The organism is Clostridium acetobutylicum ATCC 824, assembly GCF_000008765.1.
In the GTDB taxonomy this organism is placed as follows: domain Bacteria; phylum Bacillota; class Clostridia; order Clostridiales; family Clostridiaceae; genus Clostridium_S; species Clostridium_S acetobutylicum.
Window position 1 is genome coordinate 494436 of record NC_003030.1, and the last position, 17842, is coordinate 512277.

At 30.0% G+C, this 17842-nt stretch carries 17 protein-coding genes; 10 read left to right on the plus strand and 7 right to left on the minus strand.

Annotated features, from left to right (window positions below):
• Nucleotides 1–75: 75 nt before the first annotated feature.
• The 4 genes from CA_RS02385 to CA_RS02400 are packed head-to-tail and all read left to right on the plus strand — an operon-like array spanning nt 76 to nt 3970.
• The gene (locus CA_RS02385) at nt 76–990 is read left to right on the plus strand and encodes a carbohydrate ABC transporter permease (RefSeq protein WP_010963749.1); all 915 of its coding nucleotides are present in this window, start codon (nt 76–78) and stop codon (nt 988–990) included.
• A 22-nt stretch (nt 991–1012) separates the two neighbouring features.
• Nucleotides 1013–1834, plus strand: coding sequence for a carbohydrate ABC transporter permease (locus CA_RS02390; protein ID WP_010963750.1), 822 nt, complete (start codon nt 1013–1015; stop codon nt 1832–1834).
• A gap of 32 nt (nt 1835–1866) precedes the next feature.
• Nucleotides 1867–3210, plus strand: coding sequence for an ABC transporter substrate-binding protein (locus tag CA_RS02395; protein WP_010963751.1), 1344 nt, complete (start codon nt 1867–1869; stop codon nt 3208–3210).
• Nucleotides 3211–3220: 10 nt separating this feature from the next.
• Complete coding sequence (locus CA_RS02400; RefSeq protein WP_010963752.1) at nt 3221–3970, plus strand: glycerophosphodiester phosphodiesterase; 750 nt, start codon at nt 3221–3223, stop codon at nt 3968–3970.
• Between the two features lie 91 nt (nt 3971–4061).
• Here CA_RS02400 and CA_RS02405 read toward each other — a convergent pair whose 3' ends face one another.
• Nucleotides 4062–4937: a YitT family protein gene (locus tag CA_RS02405; protein ID WP_010963753.1), complete on the minus strand. Its 876-nt coding sequence runs from the start codon at nt 4935–4937 to the stop codon at nt 4062–4064.
• A 441-nt stretch (nt 4938–5378) separates the two neighbouring features.
• Between CA_RS02405 and CA_RS02410 the strand changes: the two genes are divergently transcribed.
• On the plus strand, nt 5379–6392 hold the full coding sequence (locus tag CA_RS02410) for a PocR ligand-binding domain-containing protein (protein ID WP_010963754.1): 1014 nt from the start codon (nt 5379–5381) through the stop codon (nt 6390–6392).
• A gap of 49 nt (nt 6393–6441) precedes the next feature.
• Here the strand turns inward: CA_RS02410 and CA_RS02415 are convergent, their stop codons facing one another.
• The 3 genes from CA_RS02415 to CA_RS02425 all read right to left on the minus strand — a co-directional run bounded on the left by CA_RS02415 (nt 6442) and on the right by CA_RS02425 (nt 8569).
• Nucleotides 6442–7767: a methyl-accepting chemotaxis protein gene (locus CA_RS02415; protein ID WP_010963755.1), complete on the minus strand. Its 1326-nt coding sequence runs from the start codon at nt 7765–7767 to the stop codon at nt 6442–6444.
• A 39-nt stretch (nt 7768–7806) separates the two neighbouring features.
• Nucleotides 7807–8274 (minus strand): 2-C-methyl-D-erythritol 2,4-cyclodiphosphate synthase, encoded by a 468-nt coding sequence (gene ispF / locus CA_RS02420; protein ID WP_010963756.1) that lies wholly within the window; start codon nt 8272–8274, stop codon nt 7807–7809.
• 121 nt (nt 8275–8395) lie between these two features.
• On the minus strand, nt 8396–8569 hold the full coding sequence (locus CA_RS02425; protein ID WP_010963757.1) for a hypothetical protein: 174 nt from the start codon (nt 8567–8569) through the stop codon (nt 8396–8398).
• Between the two features lie 269 nt (nt 8570–8838).
• Between CA_RS02425 and CA_RS02430 the strand changes: the two genes are divergently transcribed.
• Both CA_RS02430 and CA_RS02435 read left to right on the plus strand, forming a co-directional pair.
• A complete protein-coding gene (locus tag CA_RS02430; RefSeq protein ID WP_241393847.1) occupies nt 8839–9735 on the plus strand; it encodes a polysaccharide deacetylase family protein in 897 nt (298 codons plus the stop codon).
• 293 nt (nt 9736–10028) lie between these two features.
• Entirely contained in the window at nt 10029–11942 is a 1914-nt protein-coding gene (locus tag CA_RS02435) for a PAS domain-containing sensor histidine kinase (protein WP_010963759.1), read from the plus strand.
• Nucleotides 11943–12050: 108 nt separating this feature from the next.
• Here the strand turns inward: CA_RS02435 and CA_RS02440 are convergent, their stop codons facing one another.
• Nucleotides 12051–12293 (minus strand): metal-binding protein, encoded by a 243-nt coding sequence (locus CA_RS02440; RefSeq protein WP_010963760.1) that lies wholly within the window; start codon nt 12291–12293, stop codon nt 12051–12053.
• Between the two features lie 411 nt (nt 12294–12704).
• On the opposite strand from CA_RS02440, the gene CA_RS02445 reads away from it, so the two are divergent.
• Nucleotides 12705–13001, plus strand: coding sequence for a hypothetical protein (locus CA_RS02445; RefSeq protein WP_010963761.1), 297 nt, complete (start codon nt 12705–12707; stop codon nt 12999–13001).
• 62 nt (nt 13002–13063) lie between these two features.
• On the opposite strand, the gene CA_RS02450 is transcribed toward CA_RS02445, so the two are convergent.
• On the minus strand, nt 13064–13501 hold the full coding sequence (locus CA_RS02450) for a BON domain-containing protein (RefSeq protein WP_010963762.1): 438 nt from the start codon (nt 13499–13501) through the stop codon (nt 13064–13066).
• Between the two features lie 152 nt (nt 13502–13653).
• On the opposite strand from CA_RS02450, the gene CA_RS02455 reads away from it, so the two are divergent.
• Nucleotides 13654–14433: a YdcF family protein gene (locus CA_RS02455; RefSeq protein ID WP_010963763.1), complete on the plus strand. Its 780-nt coding sequence runs from the start codon at nt 13654–13656 to the stop codon at nt 14431–14433.
• A gap of 28 nt (nt 14434–14461) precedes the next feature.
• Here CA_RS02455 and CA_RS02460 read toward each other — a convergent pair whose 3' ends face one another.
• Nucleotides 14462–15796 (minus strand): chloride channel protein, encoded by a 1335-nt coding sequence (locus CA_RS02460; protein WP_010963764.1) that lies wholly within the window; start codon nt 15794–15796, stop codon nt 14462–14464.
• Between the two features lie 292 nt (nt 15797–16088).
• Here CA_RS02460 and CA_RS02465 point away from each other — a divergent pair, with 292 nt between their 5' ends.
• Nucleotides 16089–17798, plus strand: a complete 1710-nt coding sequence (locus CA_RS02465) for a methyl-accepting chemotaxis protein (protein WP_010963765.1) — start codon at nt 16089–16091, stop codon at nt 17796–17798.
• Nucleotides 17799–17842: the final 44 nt, after the last annotated feature.

The window sequence follows — 17842 nt, forward strand, 5'->3', positions numbered from 1 at the left end:
AGTACAAATTTAATAATTATTAAGTATAGTTTGTAATAGCTTTTGTAGCAAATATGTTTTTAGGAGGTATAGAATTTGCAAAGAGTTCAAAAACAAGTCCTTAAAAGAGAACGCATATTGGGGAATAAGTTTTCTCTTACTAGTGGCAAAGAGGCATTTTTGTATATGCTTCCATGCCTAATTATATTTTTAGCATTCACGTACTATCCATTTTTTAAAACTATATACTTGAGTTTTTTTAATATGAATGCGGAAGGCAAAATAGCAGGTTTTGCGGGGATTTCAAATTATTTAAATTTGATAAAGTCTGAAAGTTTTTTAAACACTTTGGTTGTGACATTTAAGTTTGTACTCATGACTGTAGTACCATCAATTTTTATAGGGCTACTTATGGCATTGATAACAAACAATAAGTTAAAGTTTAAAGGCCTATTTACAACGATGTATGCTATGCCTATGGCTGTGTCATCGTCATCCGCTGCAATAATATGGCTTTTACTTTTCAATCCAAGCATAGGAATGATAAATTATCTTTTGCGCTTAAAAATAAATTGGTTTACCAGTTCAGCATGGGGAATTGTTGCTCTGACAATTGTAAATGTATGGTTGAATGCTGGAGTGAATTATATATTTATAAATGCTGGACTTAAAAATATTCCTAAAGAATTATATGAGAGTGCATATGTTGACGGAGCGGGGTATTTTACCATATTAAAAAAGATAATAATTCCTTGTCTTTCTCCAACTCTTTTCTTTGTTACTGTAATAACAGTAATAAATACATTTCAAACCTTTGGTACAGTAAATATAATGACATCGGGAGGACCTTCAGAGTCTACCAATCTTATTGTATTTTCAATATATAGAAACGCTTTTTTTAATAACAAGCTTGGCACTGCTAGTGCTGAATCAGTAATATTGTTTTTGATAATGTTGGCAGTAACTTTATTTCAGTTTAAGTATGAGAAAAGTAAGGTGTTTTATAATTAGCAAGTTTGGAGAGGATAGTTTTATGATAAAAAAGATTAAAATATCAGGAATTTATGGATTAAATATAATATTAGGGCTTATTACAATTGTTCCACTTATTTATGCTCTTTGCGTTAGTTTAATGCCTCAAGATCAGATATTTTCTTTTCCACCAAGATTTATTCCTAAAGGTATTTATTTAGGAAACTATAAAGAAGTACTTAGAAGTGTTCCAATAATAAAGTTTATAGTTAATAGTTTTATTGTTTCACTTGGGGTAACTGTATTTCAAATAATAACTTCTAGTATGGCAGCTTTTGCATTTTCATTTTTAGACTTTAAAGGGAAAAAAATATTATTCATAGCCGTACTTGCAACGCTTATGATACCAGCAGAAACTACATTGATATCTAATTATCTTACAGTAGGTTCATTAGGATGGCTTGATAGCTATAAGGCTTTAATAGTTCCATATATGTGTTCAGCTATGGGTATATTTATGATGAGACAGTATTACTTGACGATTCCAAAAGAATTGTATGAAGCTGCTAAAATAGATGGATGTGGAAGCTTCGGTTTTTTTACTAAGATACTTATGCCTGTATCAAGGCCAGTAATTGCATCTTTTGGCATATACTCTTTTTTAGTAAGCTGGAATCAATATTTATGGCCACTTTTAGTTACTAGTAAGGAGAGTTCAAGAACCGTCCAAATAGGAATAAGTATGCTTCAGTTTTCTGAGAACCAATCCTTTGGACTTATTATGGCTGGAATTGTAATAGTTCTATTGCCGTCAATTGTTATATTTATAATTGGTCAAAAACAGTTAGTTGATGGAATGACTTCTGGCGCTGTAAAAGGCTAATATATTATAAAATTTATTTCGGGGGGAAAAAAATGAAAAGAAAAATAATATCTTTGTTACTAATAGGAGCGCTTTCAGCAACAATTTTATCTGGTTGTGCTCAAAGTAAGGCAAGTGCCTCTGAGTCAAAAACTGTACAAATAACTTTTTGGCATGCTATGAGTGGTAAAAATGGTGAGGCTTTAAACAAGATGGTGGAGGATTTTAATAATTCTCATAGCGATATTAAAGTAAAGGCAGAATTTCAGGGAAAGTACGACGAAGAGCTCAATAAACTAAAAAGCGCAGAAAAGGGAGGGGAGGCTCCAGATATTGTTCAGGTGTATGACATAGGTACAAGATTTATGATAGATAGCAAATGGGCAGAGCCTATACAAAACTTTATTGATAAGGATAAATACGATACATCAAGTTTGGAGCCTAATTTACTAGCATATTATACAGTAAATAATAAACTCTACTCCATGCCTTTTAATTCATCTACACCAATACTTTATTATAACAAAAGTGCATTCAAGGAAGCTGATTTAGACCCTAATAAGCCTCCAAAGACTTTCTCTGAGTTAGAAAGATATTCAAAGGCTCTTGCTAAAAAGGATTCCTCAGGTAATGTAACAAGATATGGTTTTTCTATGGCTATATATGGATGGCTATTTGAGCAATATTTAGTAAAGCAGGGGAAGAATTATGTTAATAATGGAAATGGTAGAAGTTCAGCAGCCACAAAGGTGGATTTTGATAGTAATGGAGGCGGGCTGAAATTTCTAAAGGAATGGAAACAACTTGTGGATTCCGGATATGTAGGCAATTTAGGCAGAAATGAAGATGATACAGAAAATGCATTTATTGCTGGAAAAACAGCTATGTATATAGAATCCACTGCTGACCTTAAGCATGATTTGAATTCTATTGGAGGAAGATTTGAGCTTGGAACAGCACCACTGCCTTCCTTTGATGGAACTAGTGACGGAGGAGTTTCAATAGGGGGAGCTTCTATGTGGATATTGAAAAATAAGGATGCAGAAAAGCAAAAGGCGGCTTTTGAGTTTATAAAATATATGGTATCATCTAAACAGCAGGCTTATTGGAGTACTGAGACTGGATATTTTCCTGTCACTAAGAAGGCATATGATGAGGATATAATGAAGGAAAACTTAAAGAAAAGTCCTCAATTTAAAACAGCTATAGATCAGCTTTACGCATCGCCTAAGACTGCTGTAGGAGCTCTTATGGCTGTATTTCCTGAAGCTAGGCAAACTATAGAAGCAAATATAGAGGAGATGCTTCAGAAAAAAGAATCGCCAGAAGAGGCTATAAGTAACTCCTCAAAACTTATAAATCAGTCCATTAAAGATTATAATGATAAAAATAAATAGGAGTAAAAGTATGATAAAAACAACACTTAATATTGCACATAGAGGATTCAGTGGAAAGTATCCTGAAAATACTATGGTGGCATTTAAAAAAGCAATAGAAGAGAAATGTGATGGAATAGAGACGGATTTAAACATGACTAAGGATGGTATTCTTGTTGTTTGTCACGATGAAAAAATAGATAGAACAACCAATGGATGTGGATATATAAAAGATTATACCTATAAAGAATTGAAACAATTTGATGCGGGGATAGGTTATGGTGAAGAATTCAAAGGGGAGAAAATCTTGTGTATAGATGAATTACTAGACTATATAAAAGATAAAAACCTACTATTAAACTTAGAACTTAAGAACAATTTGATTGAATATGTGGATATTGAGAAGAAGGTTGTGGATAAAATTCATGAATATAAACTTGAAGATAATATAATAGTGTCCTCCTTTAATCATTATTCAATGGTTAAATTAAAAGAATATGACAGTACTATGAAGATAGGCTTGCTGTATTCTGCTAATCTTTACAACGTTCATGAATATGGAAGAAAGCTTGGAGCTTTTTCGCTTCATCCATATTATCCAGCAGTTATGAATAAAGAGGTTGTAGAAAATATAAAGAAAGTTAAAATTAATATAAATACTTATACAGTAAATGAAGAAGAAGATATGAGAAAATTAATAGGGTTAGGTATTGAGGGGATAATAACAAATTATCCAGACAGGTTAAATAAAGTACTTAAGGAAGCCATTAAAAATTCATAGCAAAAATATTAGATAAGCAGTCTATTGTGATTTTATAAAAAGTCATAATAGGCTGTTTTAATTTGATATAATACTGCCAATAGAGTTTATGCTAACTAAACATATTTCCCTGAAATCCATTACCATGTACTTCGGAAATATCAAGTATAGACATAAAAGATGCACCATCTGTGGCTTTTACAAGTCTTTTTAAGAGTGGTAACTGTTGAGTGGTTACAACGCAGTATACAACCATTTTATTAGATTTAGTATAGGCTCCTTCTCCATAAAGAAAAGTAACTCCTCTATGCAAATGTTTCATTATATTGGAACTTATTTCGTTTTCCTTGTTTGTTATAATTAGAACAAGCTTTTGCCTATTAAAACCTATAATAACCTTATCCATTACAGAATAGGATATATATATAGAAAATAAAGTATATAGAGCACTAGGAAGTCCGAAGAAAATAGCTCCCAGAGTAATAATTAAAATATTTATAATAAGTGAAGTAGTGCTAAATTGGAAGTTTTCATGTTTCTTTTTTATTGCAGCAGCTACAATATCAAGACCTCCTAAGGAGCCATAATTGCTTAGAACTATACCCATTCCCAGTCCATTTAAAACCCCACCATATACGCATAAAAGAATAGGATCTTTTATTGTGAGTAAGTTTTTAAAAGGTGCAGTTAAGTTAAAAGCTACAGAAAAGGTTAGGGTACCAAGTATGGTCATTGCGGTAAACTTTTTTCCAATTACCTTATAGCTTAAAAGAAAAAGAGGTAAATTCATAATTAAATAAGATATGCCAGCAGGTATTTTGAATAGATATTGAAGTATCAAGGATATACCAGAAACACCGCCACTTAGAAGATGGGCGTGAATAAGAAAGAGATTTATACCTATAGAGGAAGTAAAACATCCTATTACTGTATAAAATATATTTAAGGTGGTTTGCTTTGTTATTTTTAATTTTATGTCTTCAGACATTTCTTCACCTCTCTACATATTTTTTATATAGTATGTGAGGATGTACATAATAAAATACAAAAAATAAAAAAATGTCACATGAATATCATGTGACACAGGGGAGTAGGGTTATTATTGTAATAATAAATTAAACATTAATTCATTATCAACAAAATTCGACTTAACTTACATAATTATTTTAGCAATATACGAGCTTAAAGTCAAGAATAAATAGATGTTTTTATATTTATTTTATAATTATGCTATATAATTTGTGAATTTATAATTTAATAAAAATAATATTAAAAATATAAGGCGAATATGTAGTATAAATATACAAAGATAAGTATTAGTTTCCTCGTTTATTAAATTAAATGTAAGTAAAGACACTATAAATTTAATATGATATAATTTAATAGAAAATGCAAAAAACTATGAGAATAAAAGGGAGAATGATGGATTATGGAATCGAATGTATTTAGAAATTTATCTATTGCAGATGTAATTGACATTGGATTTTTACAGGGTTTCCAGGATAACTTCTCTGAGAGTATGAGAATTGCAGCTGTAACTGTGGACAAGGATGGAAAACCTGTTACAAAGCCTAGTAATTATATAAGATACTGTAACAAAATTCAGAGTACCGCTAAGGGCGAAAAAAGATGTGCGGAATCTCACAAAAAAGGTGGAGAGGAAGCAGTTAGAACTGGAAAGCCTTATATTTATGTCTGTAACTCTGGACTTATTGATTTTGCAGCACCAATAATGGTTGGAGGACAACACGTAGGCACAGTGTTAGGTGGTCAAATACTATATTCAAAAGATGATGGAGACAGAATACCTGGTATTGTAAGCGATTTAGATCTAACTAAAGAAGAGTATTTAGACAATTTAGATAGTGTAAATATTGTGGAAAAAGAAAGAGTTAGAGCAGCAGCAGATGTATTATTTAACGTAACTAACGCTCTAGGTACAATTGGCTATCAAAAGTTGAAATTACATGATGCTACAAATGCTTTTGTGGATAACTTTCAGCAGATTTCTGCCGCTATGGAAGAACTGGCAGCATCATCAATAGGTGTAACTGAAAATCAAGAGGTACTCAATCAAGAAATTATAAATGTAAAAGATGTAGCTAGCGAAATAAATGATATTTTAACTCAAATAAAGAGTATTGCAGATCAAACTAAGATGTTAGGATTAAATGCAGCGATAGAGGCAGCGAGAGCAGGAGAACTTGGAAAAGGTTTTGGAGTTGTGGCAGCAGAAATGAGAAAACTTTCTGAAAGCTCAAAGGAAACTGCAATCAAGGCTGGTAATCTTACAGTTCAAATAGAAAAGTCTGTTGATAAGACATTAGAGGTTTCAAAATCTACTTTGGATGTTGCATCACAGCAATCAGCTGCTATAGAGGAAACAAATGCTAGTATTGAAGAAGTTAGTAGTATGGCTGAGGAATTAACAAAATTAGTATAGATTATAAAAAGGACTTTCAAAATTATTTGAAAGTCCTTTTTAATATTATTTATGAATCTTTAAAAGTTGAAAGTTCTTTTTCTAATTTTTCAGAAAGTTTCTCGAGTTTTGATGAATAATCAGATACATCTTTCATAGCGGATAGCTGTTCTTCTGCACTTGCAGCAACTTCCTCAGTTGAGGCAGATGTGTCATCTGATTTTGAAGATATTGATGAAATAAGGGAAATTAATTCATCTTTTTCGCTGTCCATTTCAACATTAGCATTCTTAATCTCTCCTACTACTGCATTCATTTCAAACAAAACATCTGAAATATCGTTGAAAATCTTTTTAGTGTCAATAGAAGAACTATTTTCTTTTGCAACTATACTTGAAGCTTCAGAAATTGCTGAAACAGCTTCACTTGAATGAAGTTGTATATCATTTATTAGGGATTCAATTTCGCCTATGGATTCAGTAACCTGTTCTGCAAGTTTTCTCACTTCCTCTGCAACAACAGAGAAGCCTTTTCCAGATTCACCAGCACGGGCAGCTTCTATTGCTGCATTTAATGCTAGTAGATTTGTCTGTTCAGCTATTTGAGAAACTGTTTTTGTTATGTTTCCTATATCATTTGAATTTTCATTTACTTTTAGTACTATTTCATTAACCTTTGATGTTGCTTCAAGAGCTTTCTCAGATTGATCATTGAGAATATTTATAGTTTTAAGTCCGTTATCTATAAGTTCGTTAAATGAGTCAGCTTCTACATTCATTACCTCTGTTCCACTTAAAACTCTATTTATTTTCTCTGATAAAGAAGTTGCTTTATTGTAACATTCTTCAGCATTTTTTGCCTGAATAGAGGCTGCTTTTGCAATGGAGTCAGTTGCTAAGGCTACATCTGAAGCTGATTTATCAGTTTTATCTATTAGATTCTTAAGAGCTATTGAAGTTTCCAAAACTGTTTTAGAAGAGGATCTGACTTCAACAACAAGACCTTGAACCTTGGTAGTGGTTTCTAGAAACATATCAGCGATGACTTTAAAGGGTCCTTTAAGTGATGAAGTTTTAATGGCTTCTCCAGAAAAGGTTCCATTTAAAATATCTCTAAAAATTTGTTTTAAGCCTTGTACACTATTTGTAATTAATTTAAATAGGCTAAGGGAATGAACTGCGGATAGTATACAAAAAACAACAGTACATAGTATAATCACGTTTCTTATGGAAGAGAGCTTGTCACTTCCATAAGAAACCGAAGATAGGGTGCTTGAGCATGTGAAGTATATGATTGCACCATATATACACATTGCAATTGTACTTGGAAGAAGTGAGCATAGTACAAATTTTGTTTTTAAATCTGAAGATATTTTTGAATTTGATTTAGAACTCATAATGAACACCACCTTAAAATTAATTTTAAGCCAAGAATTTTAGATGAGTAAGCAAATACTTTGACTTGATATTCCTTCGCCCCTACCTGTAAATCCAAGACCTTCTTCTGTTGTAGCTTTTATATTTATACTTCCTAAATCAATATCTAATACATTGCATAAACTCTTTTTAATATCTTCTATATAAGGTGAAATCTTAGGTTTTTGAGCTATTATAGTGGAGTCGATATTTCCAATTTTATAGCCTTTATCCTTTATTAGTGCATTAACTTCCTTTAATAATTTTAGACTGGATATTCCTTTGTATTTATTATCGCTATCAGGGAATAGCTTGCCTATGTCACCAAGACCAGCAGCACCTAGTATACTATCAATTATAGCATGAACAAGTACATCGGCATCAGAGTGACCTAATAACCCCTTTGAATATTGAATTTCTACGCCGCCAAGAATTAATTTTCTATTTTCAACTAATTTATGGACGTCATAACCAATTCCCACCCTCATTCGAATTCTCCTTTGCAAAATATAATAATAACATCTATATTATAAATACATTTTGCTAAAAAAGAAATAGTTTTAAAAAAATATCACTTCATTAATATAATTAAGAAGTGATATTTTTATACTAAAGAATACGTCTATTATTATCAAAGGTACCATTATTTTTGGGACCAGTATAATTTTTTCTATTAAATTTTAAAAGAGCTTTTAGGGTATTTAATATAGTGTAAAATAAATTAGCATTTTTATTAGTTTTACATTTTTTTAAAAAGTCTACATAAATAATGTTATTCTTCATTAATATACACCTACTCTCTAAGATATCGTTTTCAACTATAGTATAGCATATATGGCTATAATTGTTAATAGTTTTATAAATATTAATTTAAACTATCTTTTTGAAATTAAAAGTGAGTTTTATGCTAGTATAGATTTTACAGTTATTTTTTCATAAAATAATGTTATAATTAGTATCGGCATTATTTTATAAATTATAATATGTTAAATAAAAAAATTGTGATAAAATTGATGTTTGAGGAATACATATTATAATTATGATTTGAAGGGATGAATGAATTGAGTAAATTTAAAAAGATTTTACTTATTATAATAACTATTATAGTGATAGCTAGTTGCCTAATATTGGTGAAGGATTACTATAAAAATTATAAAAACGTTGCTTATAGTAAGGAAGTAACACAAGAGAGTACGGGAAAAGACTTGAATGTAAGCAATAAGATTCCTGTACTCATGTATCATGATATTAATAATGATAAGAATATGAATTTGATGAAGATTGATAAAAAAAGCTTTGAGGAGCAAATGAAGTATTTAAAGGACAACAATTATAATACGCTCACAATAGACCAATTTTATGATAGTATTATTAATGGGAAAAAAGTGCCTAAGAAATCAGTGCTTATAACTTTTGATGATGGATACGAAGATCATTATAAAAATGCATATCCAGTGTTGAAAAAATATAATCTACATGCAACCATGTTTATTATAACGGACTATTTGGACAAGGGAACCCTATATTTAAAATCAAATGAACTTAAAGAAATGAGCGATAATGGTATAGACATCGAAAGCCATACTACAAATCATCCTTATCTGGACAAGCTAACATATGAAGAGCAGCTAAAGACCCTTCAGAATTCTAAAAGTAAACTTGAGGATATATGTAAAAAGTCAGTTAGATTTGTTGCGTATCCTTATGGAGCTTATAATACAAATACAATTAAAGCCGATAAAAAACTAGGTTATATGATGGCATTTACAACAAAAGGTAAGTGGGCAGATTTAAATAAGGGTGCTTATGCTTTAAATAGAATATACATATTTCCACAATATGATTTGAATAATTTTAAAGATAGGATAGATAATCCTAGCTATAGTCAAATTGTACATCCCATAAAAGCTATTGAAGAAGCTTACTACAGTATATTAGCGTGGTATTAGATTCCAAAAGAATTGAAATTTGTATAAAAATTACTATTAAAGAAACTTTTTAAAGGTTTAATTTAAATTCCATGCTATTAATTTTATTTTTTTTGAAATAAAATAGCGACAATTATAAACCTTTTACGACAATGTTCGTCAAAAATAACAATCGATATGATCCCTATAGCACACGTTTGCATGTATATGTAAGAAATTATGTCATATTTTGAAAAATAGTTATTATTGTATTTTATTACAAATAGTACGATAATAATTATTGTTCATAGTACATAAAGGGGAAAGTGAATTTTATGAGTTATTTATTTGAAGAGATATATAGTGATGATGAAAAAATTTATCTAGAAATCTCAGAGCTTTTTGATAAATATAATATTAGTCTTCAAAATAGAAACAAAGAAACTTGGCTTGAATGTATCAATGGAATTAACAAAGGAATAAGAAATCAAGAAAAGGAAAAAGTGGTTGAGTGTATACTTCAATTCACACAAAAAGACGATAGAATTTTGAAGTTTATTGAAAATGCGTATACGAATTATGTTATAAAAAATATTAGTAACATTAATCATATGAAAAAGGCTTTAGTAGAGCTAAACGATTTTTTTTATGAGGTAGAGAGAAGTATAATTGAAAATAGGACATCCTATATGCATAAAGTAAACATACAATTTATAGATAGAATAATAGATAGTATTCCTTTTTTAGTAATTATAAAAAACGAAAATGGTAAACATATTAAGGTTAATAAAGAAGCAAGAGAATTCTATGGTGTAAAAGAAGAAATCAAAAAAGATAATAAGCTAGATAAGTATAATTACAGTGAGCTTAATAATTTAAAAATTGAGTCGGAGAGTTCAAAAACATTTTGTGAACAAGTTTTAAATAAAGATAATGAGGAAAGAACTCTATACGTTATAGCCATTCCTGTTACAATAAATAATAATGAAAAGTTTACAGTGATTATTAAAAGTGATATTACTAAATTTCAAAATAATCAAATTGAAAATAATGGTGAAAATCTGAAGAATTTATTTAAAAGTGTTCCAGAGGCTATCTTTATTCATGATAATACTAAGGTAATTTATTTAAACAAAGTTGCAAAGGAGCTCTTTGGATGCGAAAAATTACAGGAGATCATTGGTAAGGATTATACTAACTTAATAAAAATACAAAATATAAGTGAAGATAAAAAAAGCAATTTAAATGGTACAGAGTATAATATTAGGTCAGCAGAAATAGTTAGAACCTGTGATAATAGAGTATTAAAAGTAGAGTTTTTGGTTGAAAAATACCTGTATAGAGATAAAGAGATAGAGTTAGTTGTAGTATGGGATATGGAATATAAAACTAAAATGGAAGAACTAAAAAATAGAATGAGTGAAAAGAATGATTTTCTTAATAAAGTTTTATATTACAGTAATGCTAAGACACAATTTATGGGGACTATATCACATGAACTTAGAACTCCGCTTAACATAATACTAAGTGCTCTTCAAGTTATGGACTTGTATGCCAATTATGGTGATTTAGAAGAAAAGTGTAGGGTTTACGAAAAGTATTCTGTTGTAATGAAGCAAAATGGATATAGGCTTCTAAAAATGATAAATAACTTTATGGATATTACTCAAATAGAAGATGGTGCAAGAAAACTGAACTTTGTTCAAGGTAATATAGTTACAATAGTAGAAGATGTTACTTTAGCAGTTGCTGCTTTTTTGAAGGATAAGGGAAAAAATATAATATTTGATACGGATGTCGAAGAAAAAATAATGATCTTTGATAAAGAGAAAATTGAGAGAATAGTATTAAATTTACTATCTAATGCAGTTAAGTTTACGGGAAAAGATGCTAATATTAGAGTTGCAATTCATGATGTTGGCAGCAATATACAAATATCTGTTGAAGATAATGGTATGGGAATTCCTGAAGATAAGAAAAAAATGATATTTGAAAGATTTTTTCAGCTTGATAAGACTTTTACTCGTAAAAACGAAGGAAGCGGTATAGGATTGTCGATAGTAAAGCTTTTAGTAGAACTTCATGATGGAACAATTGAAGTGAAAAGCAAGGTTGGTATTGGAAGTGAATTTACTGTAAAGCTTCCAGTTAGAAAATCTAATAAGTACAAGAACAGTTATTCGGATAGCCTTATAAGAATGTCTAGCAAAGATAAGGTTAATATGGAGTTTTCGGATCTCTTGATTTAATATAAGGGGATTAAAGTAAGTGGTAACTTTAATCCTTTTTGCATATTTTATAAAACGCATGAAAATATTAGATGGCGCTATGCCAACTATAGTTTAATATTTATTAGTCTAGTTTAAAGTTTTATTTAGCATTTCCTTTGGACGTTCAACTAGAAATGGAGCTGCAAATTGAAAAACCCTTTCATGTCCACATTCGCTGCAGGAACATTCACATATATCATATGGCTCGTCATTTATAAATCCTATTCCTTCTTCAGATGCTTCATAGCTACCACCACAAACTTCACAAGGAGTATTTTTTATTATAGAATACTCGCTTTCAACGTATTTCATAATTTCATTTATAACCAAGTTGATTTCCCTCCCATAGGCATTTATTTATAAAAATAATAAAAAACGTGCTTTATTACATAAATTTAATTCTTATATTAAAATATTTATAATTAGAAAAATATACAAATTAGGTTTAATTTACAATACCCTATAAGTAAATGTTAACACTAGGTTAAAGGAAATTCAATAATAAATCAACTAATTATTATTTCCTTATAAGGGTAATATATTATAATGTGCGTAATAATTCTTGTGCTATAAGCAAGGTTTGATAAATAAAGTAGGGCAATGGGGTAATGCGCGGTAATCCTTTAAATAAAGAGGGATAAATTTTTAAATTATACCAAAAAAATATTGACTGACGAACAGATGTTCTTTATAATACTAATAGAACATCTGTTCTTAAATTGCCTTTTGGAGGATAACTATATGGATAAAAATAATATATTTTTAAGAATAAGCTATACATCAGAAGAATTAAAACAAATTTGTAATAATGAACTTGAAAAAAACAATAAAAGCAATGAAAAGACTACTATTAGAAATCATAGAAATAAATCGCAAAAATATCTTATTGGTGGAGGAGTTTATAATAGAAAAGGCGGAACTATATTTTTTAGTTTAAGAGATATGAGCGATATAGAAAAGATTACCAACAATGACAAACCTTTTGTTAAAGATTGTTCTATGAAATATGATGTGTTTATAGTTCCTAAATCGCTATAAAAATTAGGATGAATTTGCACCAGAACATAGATGTAAATCCACCCAATTCAATATACAATAAATTATCTAACTTTTATGGTATCAACCACATTTGTTATTCCAAAGGTTTTAGTGGCTTCTCTTACTGCGGATTCTTTATCATCTTGGCTATCTACTTCACCCAAAAGGAGTGCTGAGCCACCATTTACCTTTCCTGTAACGCCAACAAAGCTTTCATGCCTGCTGCAATTTCTTAGATTATCATTTAAAAGGTCTGTAAGCTGTTTATCTGAAGAACTACCATCCATGCTTATGGTTATATCATTTTCTACTTTTTTTACTCCTTCAACTTTCTTTGAAATCTCTTCTGCTTTTATTTTTTCAGCTAAAACATTAACACAGCCAGATAATAGAACACATCCATCATGTGTACTAACATTTATGTCATCAGCAGTATCGTTCATAGAATCATGTATATAACTTTTTATTGAACTTTGTATAGAGCTATCAGAAAAAGCCATTAAAATACCTTCTTTCTTTATTTAAAAATAAATATTTTTATGTTAATATTTTGTCCATATTTACGAGTTAATATATTATTAAATGAAATGTTATTATGTTATAAAAATACGATTTAGGTAAGTTAAATCAGAATGGATTTAAAGGAGATTATATGAAAAGATTGAAACAAAAAACTGTTGGAAATGTATATATAATATTAGGTGCATTGGGAATATTGTATTTTATAGCTTGTAGACTAACCTTCGCTATGTATGTTAATTTCATGGCCTTTTTTATGATTTTGGGAATTTTATGTATTCTATTTGGAATTTTTTATAAAAAACATGAAATTAAAGCTGGAAGTAGGCTAAGTAAAATAGATAAGTGCATTAAAGGTATAGTTTGTGCTATATGTGTGGTGTTTATTTTTACAGAGGCCGTACTTGTATATAATGGACAATCTGAATATAAGGGGAAACTAGATTACATAATAGTTTTGGGAGCTGGTCTAAGAGGTAAACATATGCTCGGAACACAATATGAGAGAGTAAAAAAGGCAGCGGAATATGTTAAGGAAAATCCAGATGTTAAGATTGTAGTTTCTGGAGGCAAGGGTAATGGAGAAGATATAAGCGAGGCAGAGGCGATGAAGCAGTACTTTTTAAATAAAGGATTTAAAAATGATTCTATAATTATGGAGGACAAATCTAAAAATACTTTTGAAAATCTTAGAAATTCTAAAAAAATCTTAGAAAAGATATCAAATAAAAAGGAAATAAGGGTTGGAGTTGTAACTAGTAGTTATCATATTACTCGTGCCAAGCTTTTGGGAAAAAGAGTTGGATTAAAGCTTTATGCAATACCTGCTCCAATAAATAAATTGCTACTACTTCAATCATATACTAGAGAATTTTTTGCTTTTTACAAATCTATAATTTTTGATAGAGGATAAAATAAGGCGGCCTTTCAATTAAGAAGGGTCATCTTATTTTATTTATTAGTTTTAATAAGCTGTGTTTTTTATTAGATACATTAATATCATTTAAAGCATTTACTTCTTTATTGGTTTCTACGCTTAAAGATGGTGTTTTAGAGGTCATAATAAATTGGGTTGGATAGATACTTGTGTGTCCAACTATTATATAGCTTATACCAATTGCAATAGATGCATATAAACCAATAGTACTTCCAAACAGCTCTATTGATATTACAATTGATGAGATTGGAACATTTGAGCAGGCAGCTAAGAAGGCTACCATGCCTATTGCGGAATAGAATATTAAATTAGAATTAATAAGCTGTGCAAAAGCACTTCCTAAAGTCGAGCCAATAAAAAGCATAGGAGTTAGAATTCCACCGCTTCCACCAGAGCCTAAGGTTAAGGAAGTTGTTAAGGACTTTACTAAAAACAGATGAGGAGAAGTTTGGGTACCCATAATAGCATTTGTAAAGACATCATCTCCAATTCCAAGAGCTTCTCTTGAATTTGTTAAGGTAACTAAAATAATAATTATGATTCCGCCAATTACACCTTTTAGTGGTGGGTAGATTTTTAGTTTTCTAAATAAAAATTCCGTAGTCTTAACTAGTTTTATAAATAATATAGATAAAATACCCACTATAAAACTAAAAACTATAACGCCAATAAAGGCTTTTAATTGATTTTTGGGAACATAGGAAACAGGAAACCTTAAAGGCTTACCTCCAAGATATAAGCCAGTATAATAACTGACAAAGGATGATATAAGGGATGGAAGAAGAGTTATGTAAGATAACTTGCCTATGTATAGAACTTCGCATGCAAAGATTGCTGCACCAATGGGAGCATTAAATACAGATACAAAACCTGCGCTTATTCCACATACTACAAGACGTCTTTTATCAGCAACGTCCATTTTAATCTGTGAGCCTAAAAATGAAGATATAGCACCCCCAATTTGAGTTGCTGGACCTTCAAGGCCAACAGAGCCACCAAAGATAATTGTTATTAAGGTAGTTATAAGTTTTACAGGTACTACTTTTATGTCCATGTTACCCTTATCCTCATTGACGCTTTTTATAGCTTTTTCTGTACCATGACCTTTTGCAGCTGGTAATAAATTTATTATAAGGTTGCTAAAAAAAAGTCCTATAGGAAGAAGTAGATAATAGTATTTAAACTTAAAAGCAAAGCTTGTACTAGTATTAACTAGCTTAACAAATAGGGTTGTAAAAGATCCTACTAAACACCCTATTATTATAGATAAAATTATCCATTTCAAAGCACTGAGTATTAAGATACCTTCCTCAGTTATAAATCTTTTTAAATAATTCAAGTAAATCACCTCATATTGTATTTCACAGTACTTATATTACAACTTTATAAAAAGAACTACAAATTTTTATTGTCAACTTTGTTATATAAGTTATGGAATAGACGGAAACTTAATATATTTATATGTAGTTAGAACCTTCTTAAATGTAAGTAGGAGCTTCATGATACAAATTAGAGAATGTACGAATATTTAAGTTAACCAATATTTAGTATACATTTAACAATGATAGTATCTAAATATATTTCTTATTATACCGATTAAATAAGTAAGTATATTTTTTGGAGGGGATATAATGGGGAAAAAGGGTTTTAAAAATTTGAAAGTTAGCAGTGGAATCATAATACTTTTTGTTTTAGCTGTATTTTCATCTGTTCTTATAGGGGCAGTTGGTTATCTTAAGTTAAAGAACGTAAATGAAAATATGCATGCAATGCAAAATATTCAATTACAGGGCGTTTCTAGAGTTGGTGAGGCATATGGATCCGTTGGAGTTATTCGTAACAATTTGACAAAGCTTACAGATAGAAAATTTGATACTAAATATATAAAGGATATAGATGCTACAGAAGTAATAATTAACAAAAATATAAGAGAAGAAATATCTGCACTTAAGGATGATTCAGAGGGAAGCAAAAAAGCTGAAAACTTAATGAATACGTTTTCTGATTATATGAGCTTTTATGACAAGCTTAAAACCATGAGAGTAGCAGGTGAAAATCCTAATCAAGAATTTATTGACGCCAATACTAAATCAGGAAATAATCTTCAAAATGCCATAAAGGAATTGTCTCAATATCATAAAGATCAGGCACAAATAATAACTGAAAAGTCCAATGCAGATTTTAGAGATGCTTCTATTATGCTTTTTCTGATAACTGCTTTTATTGTAGTAGTAGGTTCAGTGTTATCAATGATAATATTAATTTCAATAAAGGCTTCTATTAATGAGTTTACAACTGTAATAAATGAAGTGTCTCATGGCGACTTTTCTGTTCAAATAAATACAGAAGGAACTAATGAATTTGCTATTTTAAATAAAGCGTTGCATAAAACAATTGAATCAATTTCAACAATAATGCGAGGAGTAAAGGACAATGCTAAGGATGTAAGTAATCAATCGGTTTCTCTGTCGGCGGTATCGGAGGAAATGTCAGCAACTTCTCAAGAAGTAAGTAGCACAATTGGTGAAGTTGCTGACGGTTCTGTAAGTCAAGCTGGTGAACTTGTTAATATGACAGCTGGTATAAACAAGTTTGGAGAAGAAATTGATAGAATTGTAAAAAATATAAAAGATGTTAATACGACAGCAAAACAAGTAAGCTCAATGGCTAATGTTAGTAATGGTCAATTGCAGGATTTAGTTTCTTCTGTTGAAAATATGAATGGTTCCTTTGAATCAGTTGTAGAAAAAATAAATAAACTTGTATTAAGCGTAAATCAAATAAATGATATAACTTCACTGATTAATAGTATTGCTGATCAAACCAATTTACTTGCGCTTAATGCGGCTATTGAAGCTTCTAGAGCAGGTGAAGCTGGTAAAGGGTTTGCGGTTGTTGCTGATGAAATAAGAACTCTAGCAGAACAAAGCAAAGATTCTTCATCTAAAATAGTTACCTTAGTCGAAGATATAAATAAGGAAACTAAAAGTGTATTGGCTACTACGTCGGATGTTAATGGAACTTTAAGCTCCCAGGTTACTGTAATTGATACTTCAATATCTTCATTTAAAGAAATTATTGATGAAATTGAAAAAATAATACCAGAAATAAATGACGTAAGTGAATCTATGGAGAGTGTTACAAAACAAAAGAGTTCTATTATTGAAAAAGCGGAGGGAGCTTCAGCCATTGCAGAAGAAAATTCTGCATCTTCTGAGGAAATAAGCGCATCAATAGAACAAATGTCGGCTTCTTCAGTTGAGGTGGCAAACGCCGCTGAAAAATTATCTGAAAGTGCTAATGTTATGGTTGGATTAGTAGAGCAATTTAAATTGAAATAAAATTAATGAATAGAGTGGAGATATGATCCATTTAGTGGATAAAA

Excerpts from the sequence above, each read along its gene's own strand:
- CA_RS02410 (WP_010963754.1), top strand. The coding sequence starts at position 5,379 with ATGGAATCGAATGTATTTAGAAATTTATCTATTGCAGATGTAATTGAC.
- CA_RS02435 (WP_010963759.1), top strand. The coding sequence starts at position 10,029 with ATGAGTTATTTATTTGAAGAGATATATAGTGATGATGAAAAAATTTAT.
- CA_RS02450 (WP_010963762.1), bottom strand. The coding sequence starts at position 13,501 with ATGGCTTTTTCTGATAGCTCTATACAAAGTTCAATAAAAAGTTATATA.
- CA_RS02445 (WP_010963761.1), top strand. The coding sequence starts at position 12,705 with ATGGATAAAAATAATATATTTTTAAGAATAAGCTATACATCAGAAGAA.
- CA_RS02405 (WP_010963753.1), bottom strand. The coding sequence starts at position 4,937 with ATGTCTGAAGACATAAAATTAAAAATAACAAAGCAAACCACCTTAAAT.
- CA_RS02395 (WP_010963751.1), top strand. The coding sequence starts at position 1,867 with ATGAAAAGAAAAATAATATCTTTGTTACTAATAGGAGCGCTTTCAGCA.
- CA_RS02415 (WP_010963755.1), bottom strand. The coding sequence starts at position 7,767 with ATGAGTTCTAAATCAAATTCAAAAATATCTTCAGATTTAAAAACAAAA.
- CA_RS02455 (WP_010963763.1), top strand. The coding sequence starts at position 13,654 with ATGAAAAGATTGAAACAAAAAACTGTTGGAAATGTATATATAATATTA.
- CA_RS02465 (WP_010963765.1), top strand. The coding sequence starts at position 16,089 with ATGGGGAAAAAGGGTTTTAAAAATTTGAAAGTTAGCAGTGGAATCATA.
- CA_RS02425 (WP_010963757.1), bottom strand. The coding sequence starts at position 8,569 with ATGAAGAATAACATTATTTATGTAGACTTTTTAAAAAAATGTAAAACT.
- ispF (WP_010963756.1), bottom strand. The coding sequence starts at position 8,274 with ATGAGGGTGGGAATTGGTTATGACGTCCATAAATTAGTTGAAAATAGA.
- CA_RS02390 (WP_010963750.1), top strand. The coding sequence starts at position 1,013 with ATGATAAAAAAGATTAAAATATCAGGAATTTATGGATTAAATATAATA.
- CA_RS02430 (WP_241393847.1), top strand. The coding sequence starts at position 8,839 with ATGAATGAATTGAGTAAATTTAAAAAGATTTTACTTATTATAATAACT.
- CA_RS02400 (WP_010963752.1), top strand. The coding sequence starts at position 3,221 with ATGATAAAAACAACACTTAATATTGCACATAGAGGATTCAGTGGAAAG.